This window comes from Hoeflea sp. 108 (assembly GCF_000372965.1).
Taxonomy (GTDB): domain Bacteria; phylum Pseudomonadota; class Alphaproteobacteria; order Rhizobiales; family Rhizobiaceae; genus Aminobacter.
In genome coordinates, this window is the sequence record NZ_KB890024.1 from 1,128,285 (window position 1) to 1,152,252 (window position 23,968).

The 23,968-nt window shown below is 62.1% G+C and carries 24 protein-coding genes and 1 pseudogene; 13 read left to right on the forward strand and 12 right to left on the reverse strand.

Going from position 1 to position 23,968, the window contains the following annotated elements; translation table 11 throughout:
* Positions 1 to 2 precede the first annotated feature (2 nt).
* Genes B015_RS0105585 through B015_RS0105595 form a run of 3 tightly spaced genes read right to left on the reverse strand, consistent with a single transcriptional unit; the run spans position 3 to position 1,988 of the window.
* Positions 3 to 1,142 carry a hypothetical protein gene (locus B015_RS0105585; protein ID WP_018426682.1) on the reverse strand — a complete coding sequence of 380 codons (1,140 nt, stop codon included), beginning with the start codon at positions 1,140 to 1,142 and terminating at the stop codon, positions 3 to 5.
* A gap of 43 nt (positions 1,143 to 1,185) precedes the next feature.
* Complete coding sequence (locus B015_RS0105590; RefSeq protein ID WP_018426683.1) at positions 1,186 to 1,713, reverse strand: hypothetical protein; 528 nt, start codon at positions 1,711 to 1,713, stop codon at positions 1,186 to 1,188.
* Positions 1,710 to 1,988, reverse strand: coding sequence for a DUF1778 domain-containing protein (locus B015_RS0105595; protein WP_026226930.1), 279 nt, complete (start codon positions 1,986 to 1,988; stop codon positions 1,710 to 1,712). Before B015_RS0105595 ends, B015_RS0105590 begins: the two co-directional genes overlap by 4 nt.
* A 697-nt stretch (positions 1,989 to 2,685) precedes the next feature.
* Here B015_RS0105595 and B015_RS33785 point away from each other — a divergent pair.
* Positions 2,686 to 2,872, forward strand: a pseudogene (locus B015_RS33785) (amidohydrolase); the annotation flags it as partial.
* Positions 2,873 to 3,072: 200 nt separating this feature from the next.
* Positions 3,073 to 3,273, forward strand: a complete 201-nt coding sequence (locus B015_RS0105600) for a DUF1858 domain-containing protein (protein WP_018426685.1) — start codon at positions 3,073 to 3,075, stop codon at positions 3,271 to 3,273.
* Between the two features lie 9 nt (positions 3,274 to 3,282).
* Here the strand turns inward: B015_RS0105600 and B015_RS0105605 are convergent, their stop codons facing one another.
* Positions 3,283 to 3,987 carry a Crp/Fnr family transcriptional regulator gene (locus B015_RS0105605; RefSeq protein WP_026226931.1) on the reverse strand — a complete coding sequence of 235 codons (705 nt, stop codon included), beginning with the start codon at positions 3,985 to 3,987 and terminating at the stop codon, positions 3,283 to 3,285.
* Between the two features lie 209 nt (positions 3,988 to 4,196).
* On the opposite strand from B015_RS0105605, the gene B015_RS0105610 reads away from it, so the two are divergent.
* The gene (locus B015_RS0105610) at positions 4,197 to 4,637 is read left to right on the forward strand and encodes a pseudoazurin (protein WP_018426687.1); all 441 of its coding nucleotides are present in this window, start codon (positions 4,197 to 4,199) and stop codon (positions 4,635 to 4,637) included.
* Between the two features lie 90 nt (positions 4,638 to 4,727).
* Positions 4,728 to 5,933, forward strand: a complete 1,206-nt coding sequence (locus B015_RS0105615; protein ID WP_018426688.1) for an NnrS family protein — start codon at positions 4,728 to 4,730, stop codon at positions 5,931 to 5,933.
* 73 nt (positions 5,934 to 6,006) lie between these two features.
* On the opposite strand, the gene B015_RS0105620 is transcribed toward B015_RS0105615, so the two are convergent.
* The 4 genes from B015_RS0105620 to B015_RS32995 all read right to left on the reverse strand — a co-directional run bounded on the left by B015_RS0105620 (position 6,007) and on the right by B015_RS32995 (position 8,898).
* Entirely contained in the window at positions 6,007 to 6,882 is an 876-nt protein-coding gene (locus B015_RS0105620; RefSeq protein ID WP_018426689.1) for an SUMF1/EgtB/PvdO family nonheme iron enzyme, read from the reverse strand.
* A gap of 89 nt (positions 6,883 to 6,971) precedes the next feature.
* Complete coding sequence (nirK, locus tag B015_RS0105625) at positions 6,972 to 8,090, reverse strand: copper-containing nitrite reductase (protein ID WP_018426690.1); 1,119 nt, start codon at positions 8,088 to 8,090, stop codon at positions 6,972 to 6,974.
* 195 nt (positions 8,091 to 8,285) lie between these two features.
* Positions 8,286 to 8,723, reverse strand: a complete 438-nt coding sequence (locus B015_RS30490) for a hemerythrin domain-containing protein (RefSeq protein WP_018426691.1) — start codon at positions 8,721 to 8,723, stop codon at positions 8,286 to 8,288.
* A 19-nt stretch (positions 8,724 to 8,742) separates the two neighbouring features.
* Positions 8,743 to 8,898: a hypothetical protein gene (locus B015_RS32995; protein ID WP_018426692.1), complete on the reverse strand. Its 156-nt coding sequence runs from the start codon at positions 8,896 to 8,898 to the stop codon at positions 8,743 to 8,745.
* A gap of 107 nt (positions 8,899 to 9,005) precedes the next feature.
* On the opposite strand from B015_RS32995, the gene B015_RS0105640 reads away from it, so the two are divergent.
* The 6 genes from B015_RS0105640 (at position 9,006) to B015_RS0105665 (ending at position 14,604) form a co-directional block, all read left to right on the forward strand.
* The gene (locus B015_RS0105640; protein WP_026226932.1) at positions 9,006 to 9,557 is read left to right on the forward strand and encodes a cytochrome c oxidase subunit 3; all 552 of its coding nucleotides are present in this window, start codon (positions 9,006 to 9,008) and stop codon (positions 9,555 to 9,557) included.
* 5 nt (positions 9,558 to 9,562) lie between these two features.
* Positions 9,563 to 9,835 carry a cytochrome C oxidase subunit IV family protein gene (locus tag B015_RS30495; RefSeq protein ID WP_018426694.1) on the forward strand — a complete coding sequence of 91 codons (273 nt, stop codon included), beginning with the start codon at positions 9,563 to 9,565 and terminating at the stop codon, positions 9,833 to 9,835.
* A gap of 146 nt (positions 9,836 to 9,981) precedes the next feature.
* Entirely contained in the window at positions 9,982 to 10,434 is a 453-nt protein-coding gene (locus tag B015_RS0105650; protein ID WP_018426695.1) for a cytochrome c, read from the forward strand.
* Between the two features lie 16 nt (positions 10,435 to 10,450).
* Positions 10,451 to 11,797: a cbb3-type cytochrome c oxidase subunit I gene (locus B015_RS0105655; protein ID WP_026226933.1), complete on the forward strand. Its 1,347-nt coding sequence runs from the start codon at positions 10,451 to 10,453 to the stop codon at positions 11,795 to 11,797.
* Between the two features lie 87 nt (positions 11,798 to 11,884).
* Positions 11,885 to 12,697, forward strand: coding sequence for a CbbQ/NirQ/NorQ/GpvN family protein (locus B015_RS0105660; RefSeq protein ID WP_026226934.1), 813 nt, complete (start codon positions 11,885 to 11,887; stop codon positions 12,695 to 12,697).
* Between the two features lie 8 nt (positions 12,698 to 12,705).
* Positions 12,706 to 14,604, forward strand: coding sequence for a nitric oxide reductase activation protein NorD (locus tag B015_RS0105665; RefSeq protein WP_018426698.1), 1,899 nt, complete (start codon positions 12,706 to 12,708; stop codon positions 14,602 to 14,604).
* Between the two features lie 74 nt (positions 14,605 to 14,678).
* On the opposite strand, the gene hemN is transcribed toward B015_RS0105665, so the two are convergent.
* On the reverse strand, positions 14,679 to 16,031 hold the full coding sequence (gene hemN, locus B015_RS0105670) for an oxygen-independent coproporphyrinogen III oxidase (RefSeq protein WP_026226935.1): 1,353 nt from the start codon (positions 16,029 to 16,031) through the stop codon (positions 14,679 to 14,681).
* Positions 16,032 to 16,238: 207 nt separating this feature from the next.
* Here hemN and B015_RS0105675 point away from each other — a divergent pair, with 207 nt between their 5' ends.
* The 3 genes from B015_RS0105675 to B015_RS0105685 all read left to right on the forward strand — a co-directional run bounded on the left by B015_RS0105675 (position 16,239) and on the right by B015_RS0105685 (position 19,292).
* Positions 16,239 to 16,523 (forward strand): DUF2249 domain-containing protein, encoded by a 285-nt coding sequence (locus tag B015_RS0105675; RefSeq protein ID WP_018426701.1) that lies wholly within the window; start codon positions 16,239 to 16,241, stop codon positions 16,521 to 16,523.
* Positions 16,524 to 17,307: 784 nt separating this feature from the next.
* A complete protein-coding gene (locus B015_RS0105680; RefSeq protein ID WP_157632690.1) occupies positions 17,308 to 17,838 on the forward strand; it encodes an outer membrane beta-barrel protein in 531 nt (176 codons plus the stop codon).
* A gap of 212 nt (positions 17,839 to 18,050) precedes the next feature.
* Positions 18,051 to 19,292 carry a pyridoxal phosphate-dependent aminotransferase family protein gene (locus B015_RS0105685; protein WP_245262290.1) on the forward strand — a complete coding sequence of 414 codons (1,242 nt, stop codon included), beginning with the start codon at positions 18,051 to 18,053 and terminating at the stop codon, positions 19,290 to 19,292.
* A 116-nt stretch (positions 19,293 to 19,408) separates the two neighbouring features.
* On the opposite strand, the gene B015_RS0105690 is transcribed toward B015_RS0105685, so the two are convergent.
* The 3 genes from B015_RS0105690 to B015_RS30500 form a co-directional block, all read right to left on the reverse strand.
* Positions 19,409 to 20,296, reverse strand: a complete 888-nt coding sequence (locus B015_RS0105690; RefSeq protein ID WP_018426704.1) for a UTP--glucose-1-phosphate uridylyltransferase — start codon at positions 20,294 to 20,296, stop codon at positions 19,409 to 19,411.
* A gap of 144 nt (positions 20,297 to 20,440) precedes the next feature.
* Positions 20,441 to 21,760, reverse strand: a complete 1,320-nt coding sequence (locus tag B015_RS0105695; protein WP_018426705.1) for a glycosyltransferase family 4 protein — start codon at positions 21,758 to 21,760, stop codon at positions 20,441 to 20,443.
* Positions 21,757 to 23,886, reverse strand: coding sequence for a hypothetical protein (locus B015_RS30500; RefSeq protein WP_018426706.1), 2,130 nt, complete (start codon positions 23,884 to 23,886; stop codon positions 21,757 to 21,759). The genes B015_RS0105695 and B015_RS30500 overlap by 4 nt, the downstream gene beginning before the upstream one ends.
* Between the last annotated feature and the right edge of the window lie 82 nt (positions 23,887 to 23,968).

The following is a 23,968-nucleotide window of genomic DNA, read 5'->3' on the forward strand; positions in this document are numbered from 1 at the left end:
CTCTAGTGCTGGTTTTCCTTCCACTGCCGATGCTGCTCGCGCAATGCAGCCTCGATGGCGGCAAGCTGGGCGTTGTAATCCAGTCCGTTCGGGCTTTTGGCGGCGACCTCGCCGGAGGCGATAACGAGGCGCCACGCGCCGTACTCGTGAAAGGGGTTGAGTCCGATGACGTTACCGAGCGCGACGTCGCTTGGTTCCGGCGCACACAGCAGCTTGGCGAAGGCTGCGATCGCCGCGTTCATGTCCCAATCGGAGACGAACAGCACAAGCGCGCATAGGGCAAGCAATGCCGGTGGCGCACCTTTCCATCGATAGATTTCGGGCTGCCGCTTGCCGAAATCGACGCCGCCATTCGCGGCGACGAAGGTGCACAGTGAGATCGCGGCCTCGTAGTACGGCTGGAGCTTGGTGACGTCGAACACCTCGCGCCCATGATTTTTCTGGGCAAGTTCACTCGCTTGCCGCCACGTCGCGTCCTCGAACGGTAGCAATCCGCCCTTCACCAGTTCGAACAGGTGAAGGTGCTCTTCGGTGAACTGTTTTTTTGCGGCGGCTTTCCAGTCGAAGGCGGGCATCTCTGCTTGGGATGGGTGGAACTGCCAGCGCTGGTAGTAGGGATGGCGCTGAAGTGCATGGGCCCAAGAGATAGCCTCCAACGGCATTGATACCGTGAAGCGGGTGGCGGATTTAAGATCGAAGAACCACTGCCGCATGTCCCTGATACGACGCTGGTCAAATATGCATTGCTCGATACCCTTACATACCAGCAGCCGTATGGCTCTTGTTTCCGCGCTTTTTTCCGATCCGAAGTCGAGGAGGCTATCTTGGGTCGAACGAGTTTCGTCGTTCCCGTGGAATTCGCAGAATGGATGGTGGGCGTCGCCGCCATTCGGATCGACAAACCTGAAGTGTGCTTGTCGGAGAATCGCCTTAGACGCCCGCGACCTTGCGGAGCGAACAATGTGCGCACCGAATTTTCCGCACGATGAACACTGAATATCGGAGCGGATCGCATCGCCAGAAGCGCTGAGGAGTTCAGCTCCGTCGCGTGCTGACGTCGGCTGCTGGCCGGTCATCAAGATTGCCAGTTGATCAACATCAAGCTCGCGCGCGAACCTTACTGAGAACGCAGTTGCCGGCATTTTCTCCCACTCATCTTAAGCATTTTACGTCGGTGAACGACCGTCAGAGAAGACCCTTACCCTTGAGATCGGCGGCGAAGGTGGCGAGCGGCATGACCAATGTGAGCGGCCGACTCTGAAGCGGCTCAGCCCCGTAACTGGCGTACCATTGAGCCGCACGTTCGCCCTTGGCGTCGATAATCAGCAGCACGCCGCCGGCTTCGGACGCGATGCGCAGGCAACGAAGCGCCGCGGCTGCGAGAAGCTGACCGCCCAGGCCGAGGCCCGCGACTGTGACATCCGTTGCGATCCGGGCCAACTTAAAGCCCGAGACCTCGTGCTGAGCCAGCCCTTTCGTCATCGACGCCGGCACGTCCTCATGCGCCACGGCAGAGGGGGCGAGCGTGTAGAAGCCGAGGACACGGTTGGCCGTGGCAACGTCGATTGCGCAGAAGGTTTTTGAGGCGTTCTGTTCGTGGCTCTGACGCGCAAAGCGTCGAAGAAAATCGTTCATCGCGGGATCGCCGCAGTCGAAGGACTGGCGATCATGCGATTTCGCGATTGCTTCCTCTTTCCAGGCCGGAAGCCTCATAGGGTATCAGGCAACGCCGCTATCGCTGCCCGCAGCTTCACATTGGGCTTGGGGGGATTTTCCAAGAGTTCAAGCACACGCGAATGATCGCGCGCCGAGAGGCGAACGACCTCGGCCGCTTCGATGACAGCCTCGGCTTCGCGCAAGGCGGTCTGCGTCACGAAGTTAGTCAGATCGGTGTTGCGCAGTGCAGCGGCGCGCACGAGCTTGGCCTTGGTCTCCGGCGAAACCCGCAGGTTCATGCGCTTGTTGTCATCCACGGCTGCTTGGGGCATCTCCGTCATCCTTGAAGATCGTACTTGTTCAAGATGTACGCGATCAAGCCCGGCTTTTCAAGATCGTGTGTCTTCATGGCGTACGTTCCCGCCGCTTTACAGGGGGCGTTGCGGGGTCTCCCCGCAGAAGGGGTCGGCGAGACCTTGGCTCGGTCGCAGGGGAAGGCTTTCCCCTCATCAGACTATTCCCTTGAACGGCTCCCGAATCTCCTGAGTAGGATGGAAAATGGAACCGCGAGTCGGTATGATGTAGTTCTTGCGAAGACATTCGCTGTCTGTTCCTCGAACTGAAGCGACGACCGTCACCGGCGATAGATGACGAATTTTTTTTCGAGCCGATCAGCCGAAAAAAGCTAATGATTTCAAGAGCGATAGCTTTTTGACGGTGGCTGCGGCGGCATATGGCCCCTCAAGAAAATTTTTCCGCTTTGTTTTTCAAGTGGTTAGCCCATAGGGCGCACCATCGAGTGGGAGTAGAGGGAAAACCGCGGCAACAACGTAGTTTCGGCGGCGATATTTGCCGGCGCAAAGGTTTCGTGCACCAGTCAGACTTCCGCTGAACTGCCATTCTCTTTTCCCGATCCCGCAAGCCCGGCCTGCGACCATATTCCAGATCTAGTGAAGTGCTGGAGGAGAGGGCTGTAGCCTGGGATAGCGTGCACAGTCGCGAGGTCTGCTGCGCGCCGCATGTCGGTCACAAGCATTGCGACCGATGCACGCATCGGAAGACTTTGGCCTGTTTGGCCACAGCGCAGCATCGGTGATGTTCTTCCTCGGGGCAGGCGAGCAATATCCAACACTACAATCCAGACCATGACTTTCGTGACGATCTGATCCCGATCGGATCGAGAATAGTCATGCGCGCGATGCGAAACATTCTGGGCGGCTGGCTCCAGCCGGATCGAATAGGCCGCCCTCTTCGAGATGGCGAGGACGCCCCGGAGCTGCCCGCCAAACGCTCAGACCGCGACAATCTGTTGTTCGCGATGCCGGCACATTGCGATCGTCGGTCTCTTTGTCCATGCGCAATGATGGAACGCGCCGGCCAGCTCATGATTGGGCCCGACAATCGGGTAGCCCGACAATGAAGTCACGTTTCGACCACGACATGACGATGGACACCATCATGCGCCGGTGGCCCGGTTCGATCCGGGTCATTCTGGGCCATGGCATGCTTTGCGTCGGTTGCCCGATCGCCTCGTTCCATACGGTGTCTGATGCCGCACGAGAGCATCTTCTCGATGAAGATTTGCTGGTCGCGGACCTGACGAAATTGATGAAATGAGCTCTTGGATCAGCCCTTGTCAGCCTGGCCCTCGGCCAGCGCAAACAGCCGGTGTGGTTCGATCACGGTCACCTTCTGGCGCCCGCTCTTGACCAACCCCTTTTCTTCCCAGGCGGTGAGCAGGCGGCTGACCGTGTGCAATGTGGTGCCCGTCATTTCGGCAATGTCCTGCCGCGAAATCGGGAAGTCGATGAGGATGCCTTCTTCGGTCTTGCGGCCCGTCTGTTTGACCAACCGCAGCAGGGCATGTGCAACGCGCTGTTCGACCTGTTCGGTGGCGAGTTCGACGACGCGCGCCTGCGTTTCCTGCAGCCTAGCGCCGACGGTCTTGTAGGTTCCGGCGCCGAAATTCGGGAAATTTGCGGCCATTTCGGGCCACAGATGGCCGGGCCATGCCAGCACGACACAGTCGACGGCGGCGACAGCACTGGCCGGATAGGTGGTGCGCCCCAAAGCATGGGCGATGCCCATCAGTTCACCCGGGCTGATGTAGCGGACGATGACCTGCTGGCCGTCGGGCGTAGTCTTGACAACCCGCACATGGCCGCTGAGCAGCAGGAAGAAGGAGTGGGCCTCGCCTTCCTGTTCGAACACCGTCTGGTCCTTGGCGATGCGCAGCGAGCGCGCTTTCACGAGCATGCCATCCAGCTCGGCAGGGGCCATTCCCTGGAATATAGGCATGCCTGCAATCAGCGAGCGATTGAGTCGGCTCAATTCCGTATCTCCTGACAGTGCCGAGCCCAGTGCTCCAAATCGGCATTCGCTGTCGAGCGCCAGAATGTCACAGGCCATCGGACTGACACAAGCAGCGCAATATTCCTGAAATCCCGGTCAAGTTTGCGTTGGATCAAAGTTCTCGACACGGGCGGACCCTACAGAGGGCTGACGGCTGGAGCCGTCATGCAAGAACATGGGAAAAGACGATGAGACATGCAGTTGTTGTTGCGGCCGCTTTTGCAGCGGCCCTTCTGGCCGGCGCCGCACAGGCAGCCGATCATCAGGTCCAGATGCTGAACAAGGGCGAAAAGGGGGCCATGGTGTTCCAGCCCGATTTCATCGTCGCGGCACCAGGCGATACCGTCACCTTCGTGCCGACAGACAAATCCCACGATGCCGAGAGCATCAAGGACATGATCCCCGAGGGGGCAACGCCCTTCAAGGGCAAGATGAACGAGCAGATCACCGTCACGCTCGACAAGGAAGGCGTCTACGGCGTCAAGTGCACGCCGCATTACGGCATGGGCATGGTGGCATTGATCGTGGTCGGCAAGCCGAGCAATCTCGAACAGGCAAAGGCGGTCAAGCAGACCGGCAAGGCCAAGAAAGTGTTCGAAGGGTTGCTGGCACAGGTGCCCACCAACTGAGCCGTGGCGGTTACGCCCGAAATTTCCCAGACAAGGCCGGGTAGACAGGTTCTGCCCGGCCTTTTTTGCTTTCTTGGAAAGGAGTGCACAATGGCCATTCCCCGTGTCCGGCCAGGCAACTATCCCGCCGTTCTGTCTTACGGGTTCCGCCCGTTCTTCCTGCTTGGCTCGCTCTTTGCAGGACTGGCCATACTGGCATGGCTGCCGATGATTTACGGGCGTCTAGCGACGGCGAGCACATTTGCGCCGGTTGACTGGCACATCCACGAGATGATCTTTGGCTATGTCGCGGCCATTGTAACCGGCTTCCTGCTCACGGCCATTCCCAACTGGACCGGCCGGCTGCCGGTGCAGGGGGGGGCGCTCGCGGCGCTGGTGGCTATCTGGCTGGCCGGCCGCTTGGCGGTGTTCTTCTCGGTCGGCATTGGTTGGCTCGCGGCCGCAATGATCGACAGCTCCTTCCTGCTGGCGGTAGCCGTCGCAGCCGCAGTCGAGATCATCGCCGGCCGCAACTGGCGCAACCTCAAAGTGCTCGCACCGGTCAGCGTCATGTTTGCAGCCAATGTCGTCTACCACCTCGAAGTGCACTTCAACGGCGAGGCCGATATCGCTCGCCGGCTGGGGATCGGCGCCACCGTGGTGCTGATCATGATTATCGGGGGCCGCATCATCCCGAGCTTCACCCGCAACTGGCTGGCGCGCCACGGGCAAGGGCGCTTGCCGGTGCCGTTCAACAGCTTCGATGCCGTTACGATCGTAGGCTCGGCGGTCGCCCTTTTGGCCTGGACCTGTTTCCCGGATCATGCGGCAAGCGGTGCAGTCCTGGCAGTCGCAGCAGGGCTGAACGTGGTACGGCTCGCTCGCTGGGCCGGTGACCGCACCTTGCGCGATCCGCTGGTGTTTGTCCTGCATGTTGCCTATGCCTTCGTGCCGGTCGGGTTCGCGTTGGCCGGGCTTGCAGTCGCATTGCCCGATGTCGTGGCTCCGGCCGCAGGCCTGCACGCTTTCGGAACAGGGGCCATCGGCACGATGACCTTGGCGGTGATGGCCCGGGCAACACTGGGGCATACGGGGCGCGAATTGCATGCCGGCAATGCCACCTGCATGGTCTTCGTTGCCGTGATCGCGTCGGCAATCCTCAGAATTGGCTATGCCTTCCTGCCCGCCATGACATCGCTGCTGCATTTGTCGGCCGCCGCCTGGACACTCGCTTTCCTCGGTTATGCCGCAGTTTACGGCGGCATTCTGCTGCGTCCGCGCTTGCGGGCACGACATCCCAATCCCGCGTCGTCGTAAGGACGTCCCGAACTGCCGGAAATACAAAGGCCCGGATCTCCATGGGAAATCCGGGCCTCATTGTCGGCATCTGCTAGCCTGCGGCGCCACGCCAGAGCGCCTTGAAGGAAGAGAGCATCGACGGGCGCTCCCGCACCAGCCGGATACCGAGATTATCTGGTGGAAGACCTGCCGCGCAGCCGCCGCTCTTGCCATCGCGAATGAAGAACGACATGTAGCCGCGATGTTTGCCCCCGACGACGCGCACGCCGCAATTGTCGGTGCTGGTGTCGATGCGCCCATTGTTGCCGAGGGCGACCCTGCGGTAGCACGTCGTCGTCCATTCCCAGACATTGCCGCCGACGTCACGGAGACCGTTGGAGTTGACGCCGAAATGCCCTTGCGGCTTGGGTTCGGGGTCGCGCCCTTTCGCCGCTTCGGACTCGCTTCGATAGCGCGCCAGCCAGCGTGCGATGGTGTCGCCGCCGGCCAGATCCGGTCCCCGGTCGCTGAAGCGTTCGGCCGCGGCGAAAGCCCATTCCTCATCGGTTGGCAGGCGCCATGTCGCGCCGGTCTTATCGGACAGCCATTGCGCATAGGCGTTCGCGTCGCGGAAGCTGACGCCGGTGGCTGGCAGGTCGCCAGCTCGTTCGACGGCGCCATCGGCTGCCTCGCAAGCACCATCGGCAACACATCGAGCATAGTCGGCGGCGCTCACCTGATAGGTCATGATGTCGAACGAGCGGCGGAAGCGGACCCGCTTCTCAGGCGCATCGACGGGCAGGTCGGCGTTCTGGAATTCGCCCGGCAGCCTGTAGGTCAACTGCCCCGGGGCAACGACTACCGTCTGGGGAGAGGCCATGTCAGGCAAGGCCGACGGCCGGGCAGGCACGTGCAGAGGCAAATAGACCGACAGTGCAAGTGCTGGAAGGATCGCGGCCGAAGCCAGAAGCAGATTTCGTGGTTTCATTGTTGGGCTCCTGTTAGCCCCTTGAAAAAAAACGGCCCGCAGGCGTGCGCGCCGGCGGGCCGAATTGGACAGTGAAGGTTTACCGCCGGTCAGTTGGTCGGGATCGGGCCGGGTGCTGCAACCTGTTTCATCAGGTCGTCATCCCATTCGCCGTCGACGACCACATGAGCCGTTGCGCCGAGTTCGGCAGCCTCGATCAGGTTGTGGTTGACGTAGGCGTAGACCCCTGGCTGCAGGAAGGTGTAGAGCGCCGCACCCGCAGATCCGCCGCGAATGAACCAGGTTTCGAGGTTCTTGGCCGGCGCGTTGGCGAACTTGCCTTCTTCCCACACATGGTCGCCGTGGCCGCCGATCAGATGAGGACGGCTGTCCCGGTTGGCCTGGGCGTGGATGAACAGCACTGTCTCGCCAACCTTTGCCTTGAGGGCGTGGTCGCCGGTCAGCGAACCGACCTTGCCGTTGAAGACGACGTGGGTCGGGATCAGGCCCCGCATCACTTTCAGCGTCTCGTCATAGCTGTCGCCGAGGCTGTCGTATTTCTTGTATTTGCCGTTCTCGTCGCGCGGGACGTAGAGGTCGTGCTCGCCGATGTAGAAGATGCGGTCATACTTAAGCGCCTTGCCATTCTCGTCCTTCAGTCCGTCGCGCGGCAGGACCATGACCGCGCCGCTCATACCGGAGACGACGTGCCAGGGAATCATGCCGGTCGGCGCGCAGTGGTAGACGAAGGTGCCGGTGCGGGTCGCTTTCCAGCGCAGAACCGCTTGCTCTCCCGGGTTGACGTGGGTGAGGGCACCACCGCCCAGCGCGCCGGTGGCTGCATGGAAATCGATGTTATGCGGCATCTCGTTTGTTTCGGGATTGACCAGCGTGAGTTCGACATAATCGCCCTCATGCACGATCATGAGCGGCCCGGGCATGGAACCTTCATAGGTCATTGCCCTCAGCGTGGTGCCTTCGCCGTCGATGACCATGGGCTGCTCCTTGATGGTCATGCGGTATTCGATGACCTTGGGTCCGCCCTTGGCGACCTGGTCATGAGCATGGGCAAACGGCGGGGCGACGAGGTCGACCTTGATCCTCGGCAAGCCGGCGACATCGGCCACCTTGGCCTGCGCCAGAGCCGGGGTCGCCAGGACCGAACCGAGAAGCGCGGCCGCTGCCGCACCTGTGGCCGTACCCAAGAGTGCTTCGCGTCGCGTCAACATATCTAGATCTCCTTCTGCGTGATGTTGCCTGTTGTTACGGTCAGGAGATTAGGCGCTTGTCGGCAATCCTTCTTTGTTGCAGCGCAAACAGATGTTGCAGTGCGACAATTTAGCAAGTGTTTGACTGCAACTTGCCGCAGATGACAGCGACGGTCTCAGTCTTCGGAGATCCGGAACCAGGGCGTGGAGGGTCAGTCAGTTCCGGCCGGCGGTGGCCTTGACTGAGGCAAGCAGCGTCAGTTCGAAGGCAACGTGGCGACGGACGCCGAGGAAATAGGCACGCAACATGTAGCCGATCGCCTCGTGGGAACCGACGGCGCGGCCGCGAGCAAGATTGATGAGGGCGCGTGCGATAGCCGTTGCGGTCGAGCGGTCTTGCGCATGCTCCTCGCGCAGCCTCGTAACAATGGCCGTTTCGTCCGGGGTGACGAGGAGGGGAAACAGATACTGCTCTTCGCGCCGGGTCACGACTGAAACGCTCTCTACGAGATCGACCGCCAGCCGCCGGCAAAGACGGCGGTCGGGATTGGGCAGGGTGTCGGCGACTTCCTCGAGTTCGTCGCAGATGCGAAGCGTCCGGCCGTACAGCAGCTCAAGGGAGGCTAAGCGGTTGGATGCTGTCGGGCGGTTCATCGGGGCTGTCTGGAGCAGGCTACTGATTGAGGAATAGGATCGCGGCAATCGCGACCGATGCGAGAACGGCGGAAGCTGCACCCGTGCGCTGCAGGACGCCCATACGATAGAGCAGCAGCGCGAAACCGATGATGATCGGTGTGGCGACGGAAAGTCCGAACTGTGCGCTGCTCATCGCCGGCTCCACGGGATTGATGCTGATGAACCGATCTTGCAGCTTTTCGCCCCTGCCACCTTGCGCAAACGCAAAGAAACGCTGCCGCCGCCCGCCTATGAAGCGGCATGGATATGACAGTGGCCACCAAGGAAGAAGAGGCTCCTGACGCGGGCGATTTCCTGCTTTGGATACTGGTTTGGAGCGAACTTGCCGCGTTCGGCATCCTGCTCGCGGCCTTCATGGTCGCCGGTATCTTCCAGGCGGAGGCGTTTGCCGCGGCACGATTGCATCTGAATACGCCGCTTGCTGCCCTGAATACCGCGGTGCTGCTCACCAGCGGCTGGCAGGCCGCCCGCGCTGCCCGTCCAGGTATGCCACGGGCGCGAAGGCAAAGGTCGCTGGTGCGCGCTGCCTTGCTGGGCCTCGGTTTCGTTGCAATCAAGCTGTTCGAATATAGCGGCGAGATCGCCCATGTCGGAGGTGAAGCCTATGGCGCCTTCTTCGAACTCTATTTCCTTCTGACCGGCTTCCACCTGCTGCATGTCCTCTTCGGCTCCGCGGTGCTGTTGCTCGTCAGATGGAAGATGGAGCAGTCGAACATAATCCTCATCACCACGCTCTGGCACGTCTTCGACCTGATCTGGATCGTCATGTTCCCAATCGTCTACCTGGCGTGACCGGCATGGGTAGCGGCACCGAAAAGCACCTGTTGCGGGTCTGGCTCGTGCTTCTTGGTCTGACGTCCGCGAGCGCGCTGGCAGTGGGTTTCGCCGGCAGCCTTGTCGGCCTTGGCTTCGTATTGTCACTGGCGATGCTCAAGGCCCGCCTCGTCGTCCTCGATTTCATGGGGCTTCGCCGCAGTAAGACTGTCGGTCGCGCCCTTGTCGGGTGGTGCGCGATCCTTGCCGTGCTTGCAGTGGCAAAGGTCGCAATCATCCAGCTCGCTGTCGGCTGAGCTGCTTTGTTTGCCAAATCGCAAAGACCGTTCCCCCCGAATTCATAGAAGGTTCCGGCCCGGAACTGATCCGGAGAGCGGCGGCCTGCCCGTCGGGGATGAATCGTTCGGCATCTGCGGGAATCTGACTGGGAAAGGAACGCGTGATGGCAGAACGCCTCACAAAAACGGGGGCTCGAAACGTCTTTTACGGCGGCTCGATCTTCTTCTTCGCAATCTTTGTGGGGCTTACCGCCCACAGCCACTTCTACATGCGCACCACCTCGACCGACGAGAAGACGCTGACGGACTCGGTAGCGCGCGGCAAGCATGTCTGGGAGCGCAATTCCTGCATCAACTGCCACACCATCCTGGGCGAGGGGGCCTATTTCGCGCCCGAGCTCGGCAATGTCTGGAAACGTTATGGCGGAGACACCGATCCCGCCGGTGCCCGCGAAACGTTCAAGGCGTGGATGGCCGCGCAGCCCTCGGGGATCGAGGGCCGGCGGCAGATGCCGCAGTTCAACCTCACCGACCAGGAACTGAACGACCTCGCCGACTTCCTCGAGTGGACGAGCCGCATCAAGACCCAGAACTGGCCACCGAACCAGGCCGGCTGAGCGCGAGGAGAGAGACATGAAGTACCAAACGCAAAAGATCGCAATGACCTATTTCTACGGCGCGCTAGTCCTGTTCCTGGCACAGGTCGCCTTCGGCGTGCTCGCGGGCACGATCTACGTGCTGCCCAACACCCTGTCCGAGCTTCTGCCTTTCAACATCATCCGCATGATCCACACCAACGCGCTGGTGGTCTGGCTCTTGATGGGCTTCATGGGCGCAACCTACTACCTGCTGCCCGAAGAGACCGAGACCGAACTCTACAGCCCGAAGCTGGCGATCCTCCAGTTCTGGATGTTCTTCATAGCGGCCGGCATCGCCGTGGTCGGTTACCTGTTTCGCATTCACGAGGGCCGCGAATTCCTCGAACAGCCCTTCATCATCAAGGTGGGCATCGTCGTTGTCGTGCTGATGTTCCTGTTCAACATCACCATGACGGCGCTGAAGGGGCGCAAGACCGCCGTCACCAACATCCTTCTGTTCGGGCTTTGGGCGTTGGCGATCTTCTTCCTGTTCTCGTTCTACAACCCGTCAAACCTCGCGCTCGACAAGATGTACTGGTGGTACGTCATCCATCTCTGGGTCGAGGGTGTGTGGGAGCTGATCATGGCGTCGGTGCTCGCCTTCCTGATGATCAAGCTCAACGGCGTCGACCGCGAGGTGGTGGAGAAGTGGCTCTACGTTATCGTCGGCCTCGCCTTGTTCTCGGGTATCCTCGGCACCGGCCATCACTATTATTGGATTGGCGCGCCTGGCTACTGGCAATGGATCGGCTCGCTGTTTTCAACACTCGAAGTGGCGCCGTTCTTCTCGATGGTGCTGTTTACTTTCCACATGACCTGGAAGGCCGGCCGCAACCATCCCAACAAGGCAGCACTGCTGTGGTCGATCGGCTGCTCCGTCATGGCGTTTTTTGGCGCCGGCGTCTGGGGCTTTCTGCATACGCTGTCGTCGGTGAACTACTACACCCATGGCACGCAGGTGACGGCGGCGCACGGACACCTCGCATTTTTCGGCGCCTATGTGATGCTCAATCTGGCGATGATGGCCTATGCCATCCCCGAGATTAAGGGGCGAGCGCCTTACAACCAGTGGCTCTCGATCTTGAGCTTCTGGATGATGGTGACGGCGATGTCGGTGATGACCTTCGCGCTCACCTTCGCAGGCGTTGTCCAGGTGCACCTCCAGCGCGTGCTGGGCGAGAGCTACATGGACGTGCAGGACCAGCTAGCCCTGTTCTACTGGGTACGCCTCGGTTCCGGTGTCGTGGTCGTCATTTCGGCACTGATGTTCATGTGGGCGGTTCTCGTTCCCGGCCACGAACACCGCTCAAAGTCGGCCCGCATTCTCCAGCCCGCCGAATGACCCTGTTTTCCGGCCCCGGCTCGTCCGGGGTCGGCTCCGCACCTGAAGCCGTTTCCCCACGGAGTTCCCCCGATGACCATCGCCCCTATGACGACTAGATTGCCGAACGTCCGTCCCGTTGCCGACAGCCCGGCCCATTACAATCCCTCCGGCAACGAGTGCGCCCTGTTCGAGCTCGCCTGGGCGCGGCGACTGCCGCTGCTGCTCAAAGGCCCGACCGGATGTGGCAAGACCCGCTTCGTCAGCCACATGGCGGCAAAGCTCGGCCTGCCGCTCTCTACCGTCTCATGCCATGACGATCTCGCCGCCGCTGACCTTACCGGACGCTATCTCCTGACGGGCGGCGACACCGTGTGGGTCGATGGGCCGCTGACACGCGCAGTGCGTGCAGGTGGCATCTGCTACCTCGATGAGATCGTCGAGGCGCGAAAGGACGTTGCAGTGGTGGTGCACCCGCTGACCGACGATCGTCGCATCTTGCCGCTCGAGCGCACCGGCGAACAGCTGGCGGCGCCGGCAAGCTTCATGCTCGTCGTTTCCTACAATCCCGGCTACCAGAACCTATTGAAAAGCCTGAAGCCAAGCACCCGCCAGCGTTTTGTCGCCATCGAATTCGACTTCCTGCCCAGGGCGAAAGAAATCGCCGTGGTGTCGACGGAAAGCGGACTGGCCGAAGACCAGGTCGCTCCGCTGGTCGAACTCGCCCGGCGCATCCGTGCGCTCAAGGGGCACGATCTGGAGGAGGGCGCGTCCACCCGCTTGCTCGTCTATTGCGCCACCCTGATCGACGCCGGGCTGCCCGCCAGGGAAGCCGTGCTCGCAGCCTTGATCGAACCGCTGACCGACGAGCCCGACGTCAAGGCGGCGTTGGTCGAGCTTGCCGATTCCCTGATCCGTTGAGACCGGCCATGCTTGATCTTCTCGAGCTGGAAGAGACAGTCGGCCGCGCCTGGCATCGCCTGATCGGCCATGTCCAGACTTGGCCGCGTTGTCCTGAGCATGCGGTGCATCTGGCCGCCATTCAGCCGATGCTGGCCGTCTGTTTTCGGGGCTTTGGCGGCGAAGGGGCCATCCAGATCGCAACTCTACGCGGCAAGACATCGGGCCATCGCCTCGGCTGGCGCCAGCGCATGGGGCTTGGCGAAGAGAAGCTCGCCCAGCCGGCTCGTGACGGATGGTCGCTGATGTTGCCTGCGGTGATCGACCTGTTTCCAGATCGTCAGCTCAACCGCGATCTTTATGTCTGGCTTTCCGCCTACATGGCGCTCATGCCGCTCGATCCGGTCCTGGATGTGGACCCGCTGCTGCGCGACCTTGCGGTCTTGCGACGGGCCGAGGCGACGGTTGCAAGCGTGATGCAAGTCTTTCCGGGGTTGGGCCGCCGCTATCGACGACTGGCCGAGGCGACGCTCGCCGCGCGTCATCGCGGCCCATTGCCATCGGTCGAGGCGCATGTCGAGCGGAGGGTAACCAGCTTGCTCCGGCGGCACGCAGGCTTGCCCGACGACACCCTGGCGGCGATCTTTCCGCCCCGCGCTCCGGCGGGGTACCTGCCGATGCTGCCCACACCCTTGTGGCCAGACGCGCTGTTGCGGCCCGAGACCGCCTCCCGCCGCGACGAGGACGAACCGGCTACTGGAGGCCGAGATGCCGGCGGCGCCGAGATCGAGCGCCAGGTTGCGGTGCGCGAGAATCAGGAGGATCGCAAGGACGACCGCAGTCCGTTCATCCTCAACCGCTTCGAGAAGATCCTGGCGATGGCCGAGATGGTCAATGTCGATCGTCCCTCTGATGACAGTGACGATGATGCCAAGGCGGCCGAGGACCTCGACAATATGACGCTCGGCGAGCGCAAGGGACGCCCGGCATCACGATTCCGCTTCGACCTCGACCTGCCGCCGGAAGCGCTTGATCGGACGCCGCTAACGGCGGAACTGACCTATCCCGAATGGGATTTCCGGACCGGCACCTATCTGACCGGCCATTGTCGGGTGCTGGCCGCGCCTGCAGCGGAAACTGGAACGGTCGAGGAACCTGACCTCGAGATTCGGCGCATCATCCGCAAGGTACGCCGTCAGTTCGAGGTGCTGCGACCGCGACGTGAGATGCTGCGCGCTCAATTCGATGGCGCCGACCTTGATCTCGATGCTGTCGTACGCAGTCGTTGCGATCTGGCCGCCGGTGGCCAGGGCAGCGACTGCATCCACTTGATGAGTCGGCCGCAGGCGCATGATCTCGCCGTCACAATCCTGGTCGACGTGTCGCTCTCGACGGATGCCTGGTTCGACGATCGTCAGGTCCTCGACGTCGAGAAAGAGGCACTCCTGATCCTGGCCAATGGGCTCGCTGTCTGCGGCGACAACCATTCTATCCTTACCTTCACGTCGCGACGGCGTGACTGGGTCCGCGTGGAGACAGTCAAGGCCTTCGACGAACCTATGGGTGCTGCGGTCGAAGCTCGCATCGCCGCGCTGAAGCCGGGCTACTACACTCGGATCGGGGCCGCCGTCCGACATGCCAGCGCCGAGCTGGCCCGGCAGCCGAACCGCAAGAAGCTGCTTCTGGTGCTGACCGACGGCAAGCCCAACGATCTCGACCACTATGAGGGTCGCTTTGCACTGGAAGACAGCCGCCGCGCGGTGATGGAGGCAAGGCAGAGCGGCCTCAAGGTCTTTGGCGTGACGGTCGACCGGGAAGCGAAATCCTACATACCGACGTTGTTCGGCCACAATGGATTTGCGGTGGTCGGCAACATCGCGAAGCTGCCTGCGGCTCTTCCTTCTATCTACCGCAGCCTTGCAGGATAGGGGAACAAGGCTGCGGTGGCGAAAGGCCCGGCGCTCCCACGCCGGGCCTTTTTGCTTCCGAACATGCAGGACAGTCAGGCTGCCTTGCTGTGCGTGCGCATTGACTGATCGAAATAGGCGTCGAAGGCCGCGGCAACCGCACGGACGACGAAGCGGTGCTCGAGGCTGACATGCACCACTCCATCGGCAATCGTCGCCACCCGGTCCTCGGCCAGCTCCTTCAGCCTGCCATTGCCGGCAAGCAACTCCGAAGGGTCGACGCCATGCGTACGGCAGATCGCACCGACATTGGCCCTGAAATCGCACATCAGTCGCTCAATGATCTCGGCCCGCAACGCGTCTTCGCCGGTCAAGCGATATCCCTTTGCGGTAGCCAGCTGTCCTGAAACGATGTGTTGGGCATAGAGGCCAGGTGCCACCTCGTTCTGCACGTAGCCGTCCTTCATGCGGCCGATCGCGGACGCACCGAAGCCGATCAGCGTTTCGCAGTTGTCGGTCGTATAGCCCTGGAAGTTGCGACGGAGCCTTCCGGCTCCCTGCACCTTGACGAGGTCGTCGTCGGGCAAGGCGAAATGGTCCAGGCCTATCTGCCGGTAGCCGGCGGCGGCCAGCGTCGCGGCGATCGCCTCAGACTGTGCGTTGCGGGCAGCACTGTCGGGCAAGGCGGCCTCGTCTATCATGCGTTGGTGCTTCTTGAATGAGGGTATGTGGGCATAGCCGAACACCGCAAAGCGGTCGGGGAGCATAGCGATGGCTGCCTTGGCCGTGTCGATGCAGGACTGCACGGTCTGGTGCGGCAGACCATAGATCAGGTCGAAATTGATGCTGCCGACGCCTGATCGGCGCAGGTTGTCGGTCGCATCAGCCGTCTGCCTCTGCGTCTGGATGCGATTGATTGCTTTCTGCACTACCGGATCGAAACTCTGGACCCCGAGGCTGGCACGGGTGACGCCCGCTTCTCCCAGAGTTCGGGCCATTTCGGGTGAAAGGCGGCGCGGGTCGATCTCAATGGCAACGCGGGTGCGGTCCGAAAAACCGTAGCAGTCGCGCAGCAGGTCCATAAGCGACAGGAATTCCACCGGCGAGATGATAGTCGGCGTGCCGCCGCCAAAATGCACCTCGCCGGCAGGCAGATGATGGGGAATGCGCCTGGCCACAATTCGAATCTCGTCGCGCAGCACGGTGAGGTAGTCGAGGATCGGGCGATCCTGCCTGGTGATCGTCGTATGGCAGCCGCAATACCAGCACATCGATCGGCAGAACGGAATGTGCAGGTAGAGCGATACCGGGTCATTTGCCGGCAACTGCTCGAGCCAGTCACCATACGAGCCGGACGCGATTGCCGGCGAAAAACGCGGCGCCGTTGGATAGCTCGTGTAGCGGGGCAGGCGCGCCTCGCCATATTTCTCCAGTATGGATTCGGACATCGGATTTTCCAGTTCTGTCGCCATTGTCTGCGATGGTTCTAGCTGCGGCTCTGCCCACCCTCTTTGCGAAATCCCAATCCGATGTGGTGTTCGGGAATTGTTTGCGCTTCGGCAAATTGGCGTCCCTGGCCCCGCATTAGGGTCAGATGCTTGGGGAGGATGGCCGCTCGCCCCGTTTTTTCTGTCGCGGCCCGAAGGAACAACGACATGGCAACTGCCGAAACCGGAACCATCCCTGTCGTCGATGTCAGGACCATTCCCCGGATGGAGCGCCACCCCAGGATTTTCGCTATCGTCGACGCACTGGCCCCCGGCGCGATGTTCGAGCTTGCCAGCGACCACGACCCGCGACCTCTGCACTACCAGCTCGAAATGGCGTTTCCGGAACAACTGACTTGGGAGTATCTGGAACAGGGGCCAGAGGTCTGGCGTGTAGAGATCGGCCGCAAGGACGGTTCCGGCTGCGATTGCTGCTGCGGCAGCGGCCGCTGACGAGAGCATTGCCGGTCGCCTCCACAGCAAGGCGACCGGCCGGCCGCGGGGGGCTGCCATGGACAAAGCCATCCGCTATCTTGCCGAGCAGTTCGAGACAGGACAGCAGGACGCGGGCGCCAGGGGCGCTTCGTGTCCGTCGAGCAGGTCACGATAGATCTTTGCCACGTGAACCATGTCACAGCTCTGTGGTGACACTGGAAGTGCGGCTGCGAGGGCGCCGACGTCCCGCGGCACTCGCGAGTGGCCAACCGGAAGGGCGCAATCAGCCTAGCCAGTCGCATCATTCCAGTGGCCTAACAGGCTCTCTGCCGGTTGTCTCCAGAGCTCGTTTCAGAGACGAGAATGGGTGAGTTGCTGGGCGCCTGGCCGACGGTCGGAAATGGGCGACGCTTGGATGCCCTGTGCGTCTTGCTGCATGACAGCGACGATACCGGAGCTCCCAATGAAGGCGGAAACCCGTGAACAAGTCTCCATCGGCGCGAAAATCCGGCCTTATTCCGTTGCCAGCATGTCGGGATGTGATATATGTCATTATACATGTCGGATTTAGTTTTGAATAATTTTTAGTAGTCGGCTAGTATTATTTGATATCTTTATAATATTAAATTTTTTGATTGTTTGTATTTGCGGATACTTTGCTAGAAAAATACTTAAAGAAAAATTAATTATCCTTTCCGATGCAGCTTGAATGCAGTGCGGAAAGCCATCTACTGCGTTCTCATTTGTATGAGATTCGATTAGGGTCACTATGAGAGCGCAGATATTCGGTATTTTCACCTTGATGCTTTCAGCCAACGTGGGCGAAGCGGCCGACCTGGTCGGGCAGCCGGCCGTTGACTGGAACGGAGCCTATGTCGGTATCTCGGCCGGCTATGGCTGGCTTCGCGATGTCGACCGTCAGTTTACGCCGCCGCTCCGCTCGTCCGGAGACGGCGTCGTGTTTGGCGCCCAAGTCGGCTATCTCCACCAATTCGGCGCCTTCGTCCTCGGAGGCGAAGCCGAATACACGCGGCTCGACATCAATTTCGAAGGCTTCCCCATCGACGTCGAAGGCGCCTTCGCGACAAAGGCGCGCGCCGGCTTCGCGTTTGATCGCCTGCTGCTGACAGGCCATGCTGGCGCCACCTACATCACCACCAACATCGGCCTGGAGGATTGGGGCTGGGTGGCAGGCCTGGGCGCCGACTACCTGCTGAGCGACAACATCGTCGCCGGCGTGAGCTGGGACCACATGCAGTTCAATCGGTTCGACGGAACGCTGATCGACGGCCAGCTCGATCTCGTGAAGACACGGCTGAGTTTCAAGTTCTGAGCATTTTGCAGCCTGACGGCAACGTCCGGCGTCGCACAAATGCGGCCAAGAAGATGGATGGAGCGGCGGGCCCGTCGCTCCAGGAATCGGCCAGGACGCTTCGCCAGAAACCTTCGTACCGAACGAGAGACACGTCGCCGATGAAACCAATACCCAAGGCTGCACTTTCCGGGAGCCTGAAGGACTATCGCGCGCTGAAGAACAGCGGCCTCATGGCGCGCGCAGAGAACTTTTTCAGCTGGCAGGATCTCCGACGTCAGCATGGCCTGTGGCCATATGCCCGATCTACCTCATCTGCACCCCGGCCGCGATCGGACATCCGCACGGACGCTGGCGAGGCCAGCTCGGGCGTCAATTTCGCGTCGCAGGACTATCTCAGCCTGTCCTCCCATCCCAGGATCAAGGCAGCGGCACGGGACGCGATCGACGCTTACGGCGTCCACAGCGCAGGCTCCGCTGCCCTGCTCGGCAACACTGCCTACTCACTGCAATTGTCGCAAGCCCTTTCGGAATTCGTCGGTGGCCGCGAGGTCGTGCTCTATCCGACTGGATGGGCTGCCGGATATGGCGCCATCCAGGGTTTCGTCCGTGCGGACGATCATGTCGTGATGGATCTTCTGGCGCATTCCTGCCTCCAGGCCGGAGCATCCGCCGCCACCGGGAACGTGCATTACTTCCGGCATCTCGACCAGAATGCGCTGGTCCGCAAGCTGGCGAATATTCGCGCGACGGACACGCAAAACGGCATCCTGGTCGCGACAGAAAGCCTGTTTTCAATGCATTCGGAAACGCCTGATCTCAGGGCGCTTCGGAATATCTGTGATGCCTACGGGGCAAGCCTGCTGGTCGACTGCGCGCATGATTTCGGCTGCATGAGCGAGGATGGCCTTGGCCATATCGGCGCGCAGGAGATGCTCGGCGACATAGACATAGTCATCGGCAGCTTCTCCAAGACCTTTGCCTCCAACGGCGGCTTCGTGGCGGTCAAAACGCGGGCGGCGGCCGAATATCTGAGATATTACAGTGCCCCGCATACCTTCTCCAATGCCCTGTCGCCGGTTCAGGCGGCCACGATCATGGAAGCGCTTGCTATCATCCGGTCGGACGAAGGCAAGGAGCTGCGGCGCAAGCTCCGGGACAACGTAATCCATCTGCGCCAAGCCATGGCACGCTCCGGCCGCGAGGTGCTGGGGGAGCCTTCTCCCATTGTGCCGGTACGCGTCGGCGGCGAAGGCTTGGGACGGCTGGCCTCGAAATACCTCTCCCTATACGGCGGAATTGCCAATCTGGTGGAGTTTCCGGCCGTCCCGTTGGGGCAGTCACGCTTTCGCTTCCAGGTCATGGCGGCCCATTCGGCCGATGACATCGAGACCATGGTCGCTGTCTTCAACCGCGCGATGGACAGTGCGGCGACAGAGCTGGAGCAGATACAGCGCGAAACCGACACCTGCTAACTGGCCGGGTCTGGAGCTGACGACGACACCCCGACCGAAGCCTGACGGCGGACGGCCTGCATTCGACCGCCGGTCGAGCCGGTTGCCTCACTGGCGTGGGGCACCCGGCAGCACGTTCACGCAACCGCGCGTCGTGCCGGGTAGAGCGCATCCACCGCGGTCCCGATATGAGGGGCAAGATCGGCGCGCTGTGCCGCCATGTGCAGGTTGGCGGTCACAAAGCCGGCTGGAACGCCGCAATCGAAGGTGTGGCCGCAGAACTCGAAGGGCCGGATGTTGCGGGTTTCCAGTAGTGTGAGCATGGCGTCGGTGAGCTGGATTTCACCGCCCGCTCCCGGCGCCTGCTGCTCGATGATGGCGAAGATTTCGGGCTGCAGGATGTAGCGTCCTGAAATGAAGAGATTGCTGGGTGCCGTGCCAGGAGCCGGCTTTTCCACGAGCCCGGTCACGACAGGGCCGTCGGCCGTGGGCTTGAGCGAGACGATGCCGAACTTGTGGGCGTCCTCGGGCGCGCATCTCTCCACCGCGACGACATTGTCACGATGGCGTTCATAGAGATCGACCATGGATTTCAGGCATGGCTTGTCGTCGACCATGAGCATGTCGGGCAAAAGCACCGCGAAGGGCTCGTCGCCGATGATGTGGCGGGCGGTCCACACGGCGTGGCCGAGACCCCGCGCCTGCTGCTGCCGCACGAAGGAGATCGTGCCGGCAGCAGGTGTGTCCTGCGCGATCCGGTCGGCCAGAGGCAGCTTGCCGGCATTGCGCAGGCTGACGTCGAGTTCGAAGGCTTGGTCGAAATGGTCCTCGATCGCGCCCTTCATGCGCCCGGTGACGATGACCACATGTTCGATCCCCGAGGCGAAGGCCTCTGCGACGATGTAGTCGAGCAGGGGGCGGTCGACGATCGTCAGCAACTCCTTGGGAATGCTCTTGGTCGCCGGAAGCATGCGCGTTCCGAAACCGGCGGCAGGAATGATGGCTTTGCGGATTTTCTGGTGCATGGCGGTAGCCCTCCTGTTCATGCGACTTTGTGAGCGGAAATAGTCTGGGGGTTGCCGGTGCCGACGGTCTGGCGAGCCATGCCGGCTTCTGTCGGGAAATCGGGCATTTCGCGGCAGGTCATGAAAGCGCGGGCCATCTGCTGCCTATCCCGCCTGCGAGAGCAGGCTGGTCCGGCCGCCGGAGACGCCGCCATGATCGCGACGCAGCAGCTGACGGTAGAGCTCGACATGTTTGCGGGCGCAATCGAGGTGGCTCGTCGGCTGCCTCATCGACGCCCGCAAGCGGTCCCAGGCCTGCGGATCGCTCAACACCTCGGCCATGCGATCGGCGAGATCCTGTGCGCTGCCGGCGCGGAAATACAGCCCGTCCTTTCCGTCGCGCACCTTTTCGGCCATGCCGCCAATGTCGGAGCAGATGAGGGGCCTGCGGTGGTGCAGCGCTTCCTGGATGACCAACGGCGAGTTTTCCCACCAGGTGGACGGCATTGCGACCCAATCCACCGACCGCATCAGGCGCGGCATGTCGGCGTTCTGGTAGGCGCCGTAGAAGCGAACGCGTCGACCCGCATCGTCGATAAGCTTCTTCAGGCGCTCCTGGAACTCGGGCGGCTGGCGCTCGAGATTGCCGCCGAAGATCATCAGGCAGGCGTCGTCGCCCCAGATGTTCTCGGGCACCCGCGAGACCGCGTCGATCAGCACGTCGACGCCCTTGAACGGCGTCAATTGTCCGAAATAGGCGAAGCGGTTCCGGTAGGGGCTATGGGGCGGAAGCTCGCGCGCCGGCACGGCTTCTCCCATGGCGATCCCATTTTCGATGACCGAAAGCTTGTCTGCCTCGATCCCCCATTCGGCGTAACGCTCGGCCAGAAACACGCTGGGGGAAACGAAGGCGTCGGCCAGTTCGAGCATTCCGCGCACGAACCGCTCGCGCTTGAGGAAATTGGAGGCGGGGATTTCGGGAAAGCATCCGTGGCAGGCGATAGGGGATGCTTTTTTGCAGAGTTGGCCGGTCGGCCGTTTAACCATCTGGCCGTGGTTGTGGCAGATCGACAGATATTCGTGGAACGTCACCAGGATGGCAGATCGCGGCAGGGCATCGCGTACTGCGTAGAGCGCTTCCATCCCGAGGCCCAGCACATGATGGAAGTGGACCACATGGGGCCGTGCGTCGCGAACGAAGCGCACGAGGTCGCGCTGCAGAGCCTCGGTATCGCCATTCGAAAGGAAGAAATGGTTGTAGTCGTCGGCATGAAACAGAAGCTCGTCCTCGGTCGGGCCAAGGCTCATGAGCGCCGAAGCACCATGTCGGGGAAGTGGGTGGCCGACGCGGGCCAGATAGACGGACTCTACGTCGGGCAGCGAATTCAGGCCCTGGTGCAGGTTGTGGGACGCGATCTCGGCGCCACCCAACGCAAGTGCCGGATGCCCATGCGAGACGACAAGGACCCGAAGCTGCTCGGTCATGCGCGCGGGCCTTCCGATGGATTTGTGTTGCCGGTTGGCGCAGCCATGCCCCTGATATCGAGGATCTTGCGGTCGATGCTCTGCACGAGAGAGCCCATCTTCGATGTGCCCGCGCTCGACGCTTCGTCGGAACCAAGCATCTGCACCGATGGCAGCCAGTAGCAGGCAAAGCCGGCGCGGCCGAGGCGAAGGCCGAGATCAAACCCCTTGTCCCGCGAGCCGAGATACCCGCCGGCAAATCCGCCGGCCTTCAGAAGAGCCTGGCGCGGCATCACACAGCAGTCCAGCGATGCTGCCGTGACCGGCGTCAGCTTGAACCCGGTCACCGCGCTGATGGGGTAGCCTTCGTAGCGGCGCGCGGGCCAGGTTCCCGCCCAGCGGACAGAATAGTCTTCATAGGCAAGGGTAGGGGAGATGATACTATTCTTGAGCGCTGCCTGGGTGCCGACAAGCTTGCGATACCAGCCGTTGTTGTTCGGGATCAACGACCCTGCAAGCAGGACCATCGTGTCCGACGACAGTGCCCGCGCTCCAGCTTCGAGCAGGTCATAGGCATCGGCTGCCTCCCCGGCCGACACCAGCCTGAGAGAGAGAGCATAGAACGAGGCGAGCTTTCCCATACGGGCCACTTGCCGGTGGAAGCGTTCCGAGGTCATGACCAGCGCAATCGGCGCGCGCTTGGTTTCCGGGTCGATCGCCAGCAAGGCGAGAAGGGGCGCGACGCCATCCTCTTCGCCTTCACCGACGCTGATGACGATCGGCGGACCGGCCGCTGCCTCGAACGGACCGGCATCGACGACGGCCTTGACCGTCGGCGACACCCTTTCGGAGGCGCAGAGAAGGGGAACGATGTGCCGGTCCATGACCTCCGGCAGCGCCCAATCGGACGGGTCGATGGCGCGTATCTGGCGTAGCGCGGCGAGGCGGGCCGCCGTCCGCAGTGGCGCGAGCGGCATGAAAGCGCGGCGGGTGTCGCGCAGTGTCAGTTCCAGGTAGAGCGGCGAAGGCTGGTCACCGTCGGGGAGCTGCGCATGGGCGACGAAGCCATGCCTGTGGCCGCCATCGCCAAATGCGCGGGAGAAGGCCGGATGATCTGTGAAGGCGTCTGTCACATCGCTGCGCTCAAGCCGGCCCCAGCCCTCGTCGAGCCGTGCTTCGCTGGTGTGGCGGCGCAACTTGACGCTCTGGACATGATCGTTGGGGTCAAGCAGCCAGCCGGAGACGAGAAAGCCCGCGCCCTCGACCTGGAAAACGTCGTCCACGCCCATGCGAACCGGAAGCGGCAGGCTCGACACGGTCTCGGTGCCGTCGAAGCTGTTGGCGGCCATGCGCAGGCGCAGCAGGATTTGCGGCGTGCTGTGTGCCCGCAGCACCGCCGCGCGGGCGTGGCCGGCCGTTTCCAGCGGCCCGGCAATCAGCTTGCGGTCGTGGACGGCCAGATGGCGCCAGCCGTGGCGGCCGCGCCAGACGAGGCCCTGGATGCCGCCGGGACTGATCGCCCCATCCATATCGAGAAGTCCGGCGAAGGCCGAGGCACCCTGCGGAATGTCCTGCCGCGCATAGGCGGCAAGGGCGCATTCCGCGACCGCGGGCCTGTCGCCGTCGACCACCACCCGGCCCATGCCAGGCATGACGTCGTTGGCCCAGCCTTGCAGGAAAATCTCTCCGTCCTGGCCTTCGCCAAGCAACTCGATGAAGCCGCAGCTCCCATGTGCGGCCTTGATCAGGGTGACGGCCGCCGACAGTCTGTTAGGGTCGGATGGCAAAGCGATGAGCAAATCCGCCAGGGCGTCGATGGTGGCGGCCAACTGATTGCCGCAAAGCTCGGCCAGCAGCGTCGCGGCTTCGTTGATCGAGACCGTTCGAGGCATGAAGACATAGCGCCTGGGTGCGCCTTCCCGCTCGAACTGTACGGTCGCGAATGTGCGATCAGCGCTGCCCGTGGACAGCAGGGCCGCGAAGCCGTGCGTGGCGCTCGGCGACGGCGTCGCCAATCGCCAGCTGATGATAGCGCAAGGTGAGACCGCGATGGGATCGTCATTGAGTGTGGCCAGTGCCGCGTCGGGTATCGCGCCGCCCGTGCCGATCACGAGCAGGACGGAGCTGCCGATCGGGCAACCCGTCACTCTTCCGGCCCTGGGGAGCCTGCCGGCGGGCCGGGACGTGGCGGTCAGAGATGGGGGAGGTCCATTGTCCACGGCCAGCATC

Coding starts and splice junctions, on each gene's coding strand:
- B015_RS0105585 (WP_018426682.1), bottom strand. CDS start 1,142: ATGCCGGCAACTGCGTTCTCAGTAAGGTTCGCGCGCGAGCTTGATGTT.
- B015_RS0105590 (WP_018426683.1), bottom strand. CDS start 1,713: ATGAGGCTTCCGGCCTGGAAAGAGGAAGCAATCGCGAAATCGCATGAT.
- B015_RS0105595 (WP_026226930.1), bottom strand. CDS start 1,988: ATGCCCCAAGCAGCCGTGGATGACAACAAGCGCATGAACCTGCGGGTT.
- B015_RS0105600 (WP_018426685.1), top strand. CDS start 3,073: ATGAAGTCACGTTTCGACCACGACATGACGATGGACACCATCATGCGC.
- B015_RS0105610 (WP_018426687.1), top strand. CDS start 4,197: ATGAGACATGCAGTTGTTGTTGCGGCCGCTTTTGCAGCGGCCCTTCTG.
- B015_RS0105615 (WP_018426688.1), top strand. CDS start 4,728: ATGGCCATTCCCCGTGTCCGGCCAGGCAACTATCCCGCCGTTCTGTCT.
- B015_RS0105620 (WP_018426689.1), bottom strand. CDS start 6,882: ATGAAACCACGAAATCTGCTTCTGGCTTCGGCCGCGATCCTTCCAGCA.
- nirK (WP_018426690.1), bottom strand. CDS start 8,090: ATGTTGACGCGACGCGAAGCACTCTTGGGTACGGCCACAGGTGCGGCA.
- B015_RS30490 (WP_018426691.1), bottom strand. CDS start 8,723: ATGAACCGCCCGACAGCATCCAACCGCTTAGCCTCCCTTGAGCTGCTG.
- B015_RS32995 (WP_018426692.1), bottom strand. CDS start 8,898: ATGAGCAGCGCACAGTTCGGACTTTCCGTCGCCACACCGATCATCATC.
- B015_RS0105640 (WP_026226932.1), top strand. CDS start 9,006: ATGGATATGACAGTGGCCACCAAGGAAGAAGAGGCTCCTGACGCGGGC.
- B015_RS30495 (WP_018426694.1), top strand. CDS start 9,563: ATGGGTAGCGGCACCGAAAAGCACCTGTTGCGGGTCTGGCTCGTGCTT.
- B015_RS0105650 (WP_018426695.1), top strand. CDS start 9,982: ATGGCAGAACGCCTCACAAAAACGGGGGCTCGAAACGTCTTTTACGGC.
- B015_RS0105655 (WP_026226933.1), top strand. CDS start 10,451: ATGAAGTACCAAACGCAAAAGATCGCAATGACCTATTTCTACGGCGCG.
- B015_RS0105660 (WP_026226934.1), top strand. CDS start 11,885: ATGACGACTAGATTGCCGAACGTCCGTCCCGTTGCCGACAGCCCGGCC.
- B015_RS0105665 (WP_018426698.1), top strand. CDS start 12,706: ATGCTTGATCTTCTCGAGCTGGAAGAGACAGTCGGCCGCGCCTGGCAT.
- hemN (WP_026226935.1), bottom strand. CDS start 16,031: ATGTCCGAATCCATACTGGAGAAATATGGCGAGGCGCGCCTGCCCCGC.
- B015_RS0105675 (WP_018426701.1), top strand. CDS start 16,239: ATGGCAACTGCCGAAACCGGAACCATCCCTGTCGTCGATGTCAGGACC.
- B015_RS0105680 (WP_157632690.1), top strand. CDS start 17,308: ATGCTTTCAGCCAACGTGGGCGAAGCGGCCGACCTGGTCGGGCAGCCG.
- B015_RS0105685 (WP_245262290.1), top strand. CDS start 18,051: ATGGCGCGCGCAGAGAACTTTTTCAGCTGGCAGGATCTCCGACGTCAG.
- B015_RS0105690 (WP_018426704.1), bottom strand. CDS start 20,296: ATGCACCAGAAAATCCGCAAAGCCATCATTCCTGCCGCCGGTTTCGGA.
- B015_RS0105695 (WP_018426705.1), bottom strand. CDS start 21,760: ATGACCGAGCAGCTTCGGGTCCTTGTCGTCTCGCATGGGCATCCGGCA.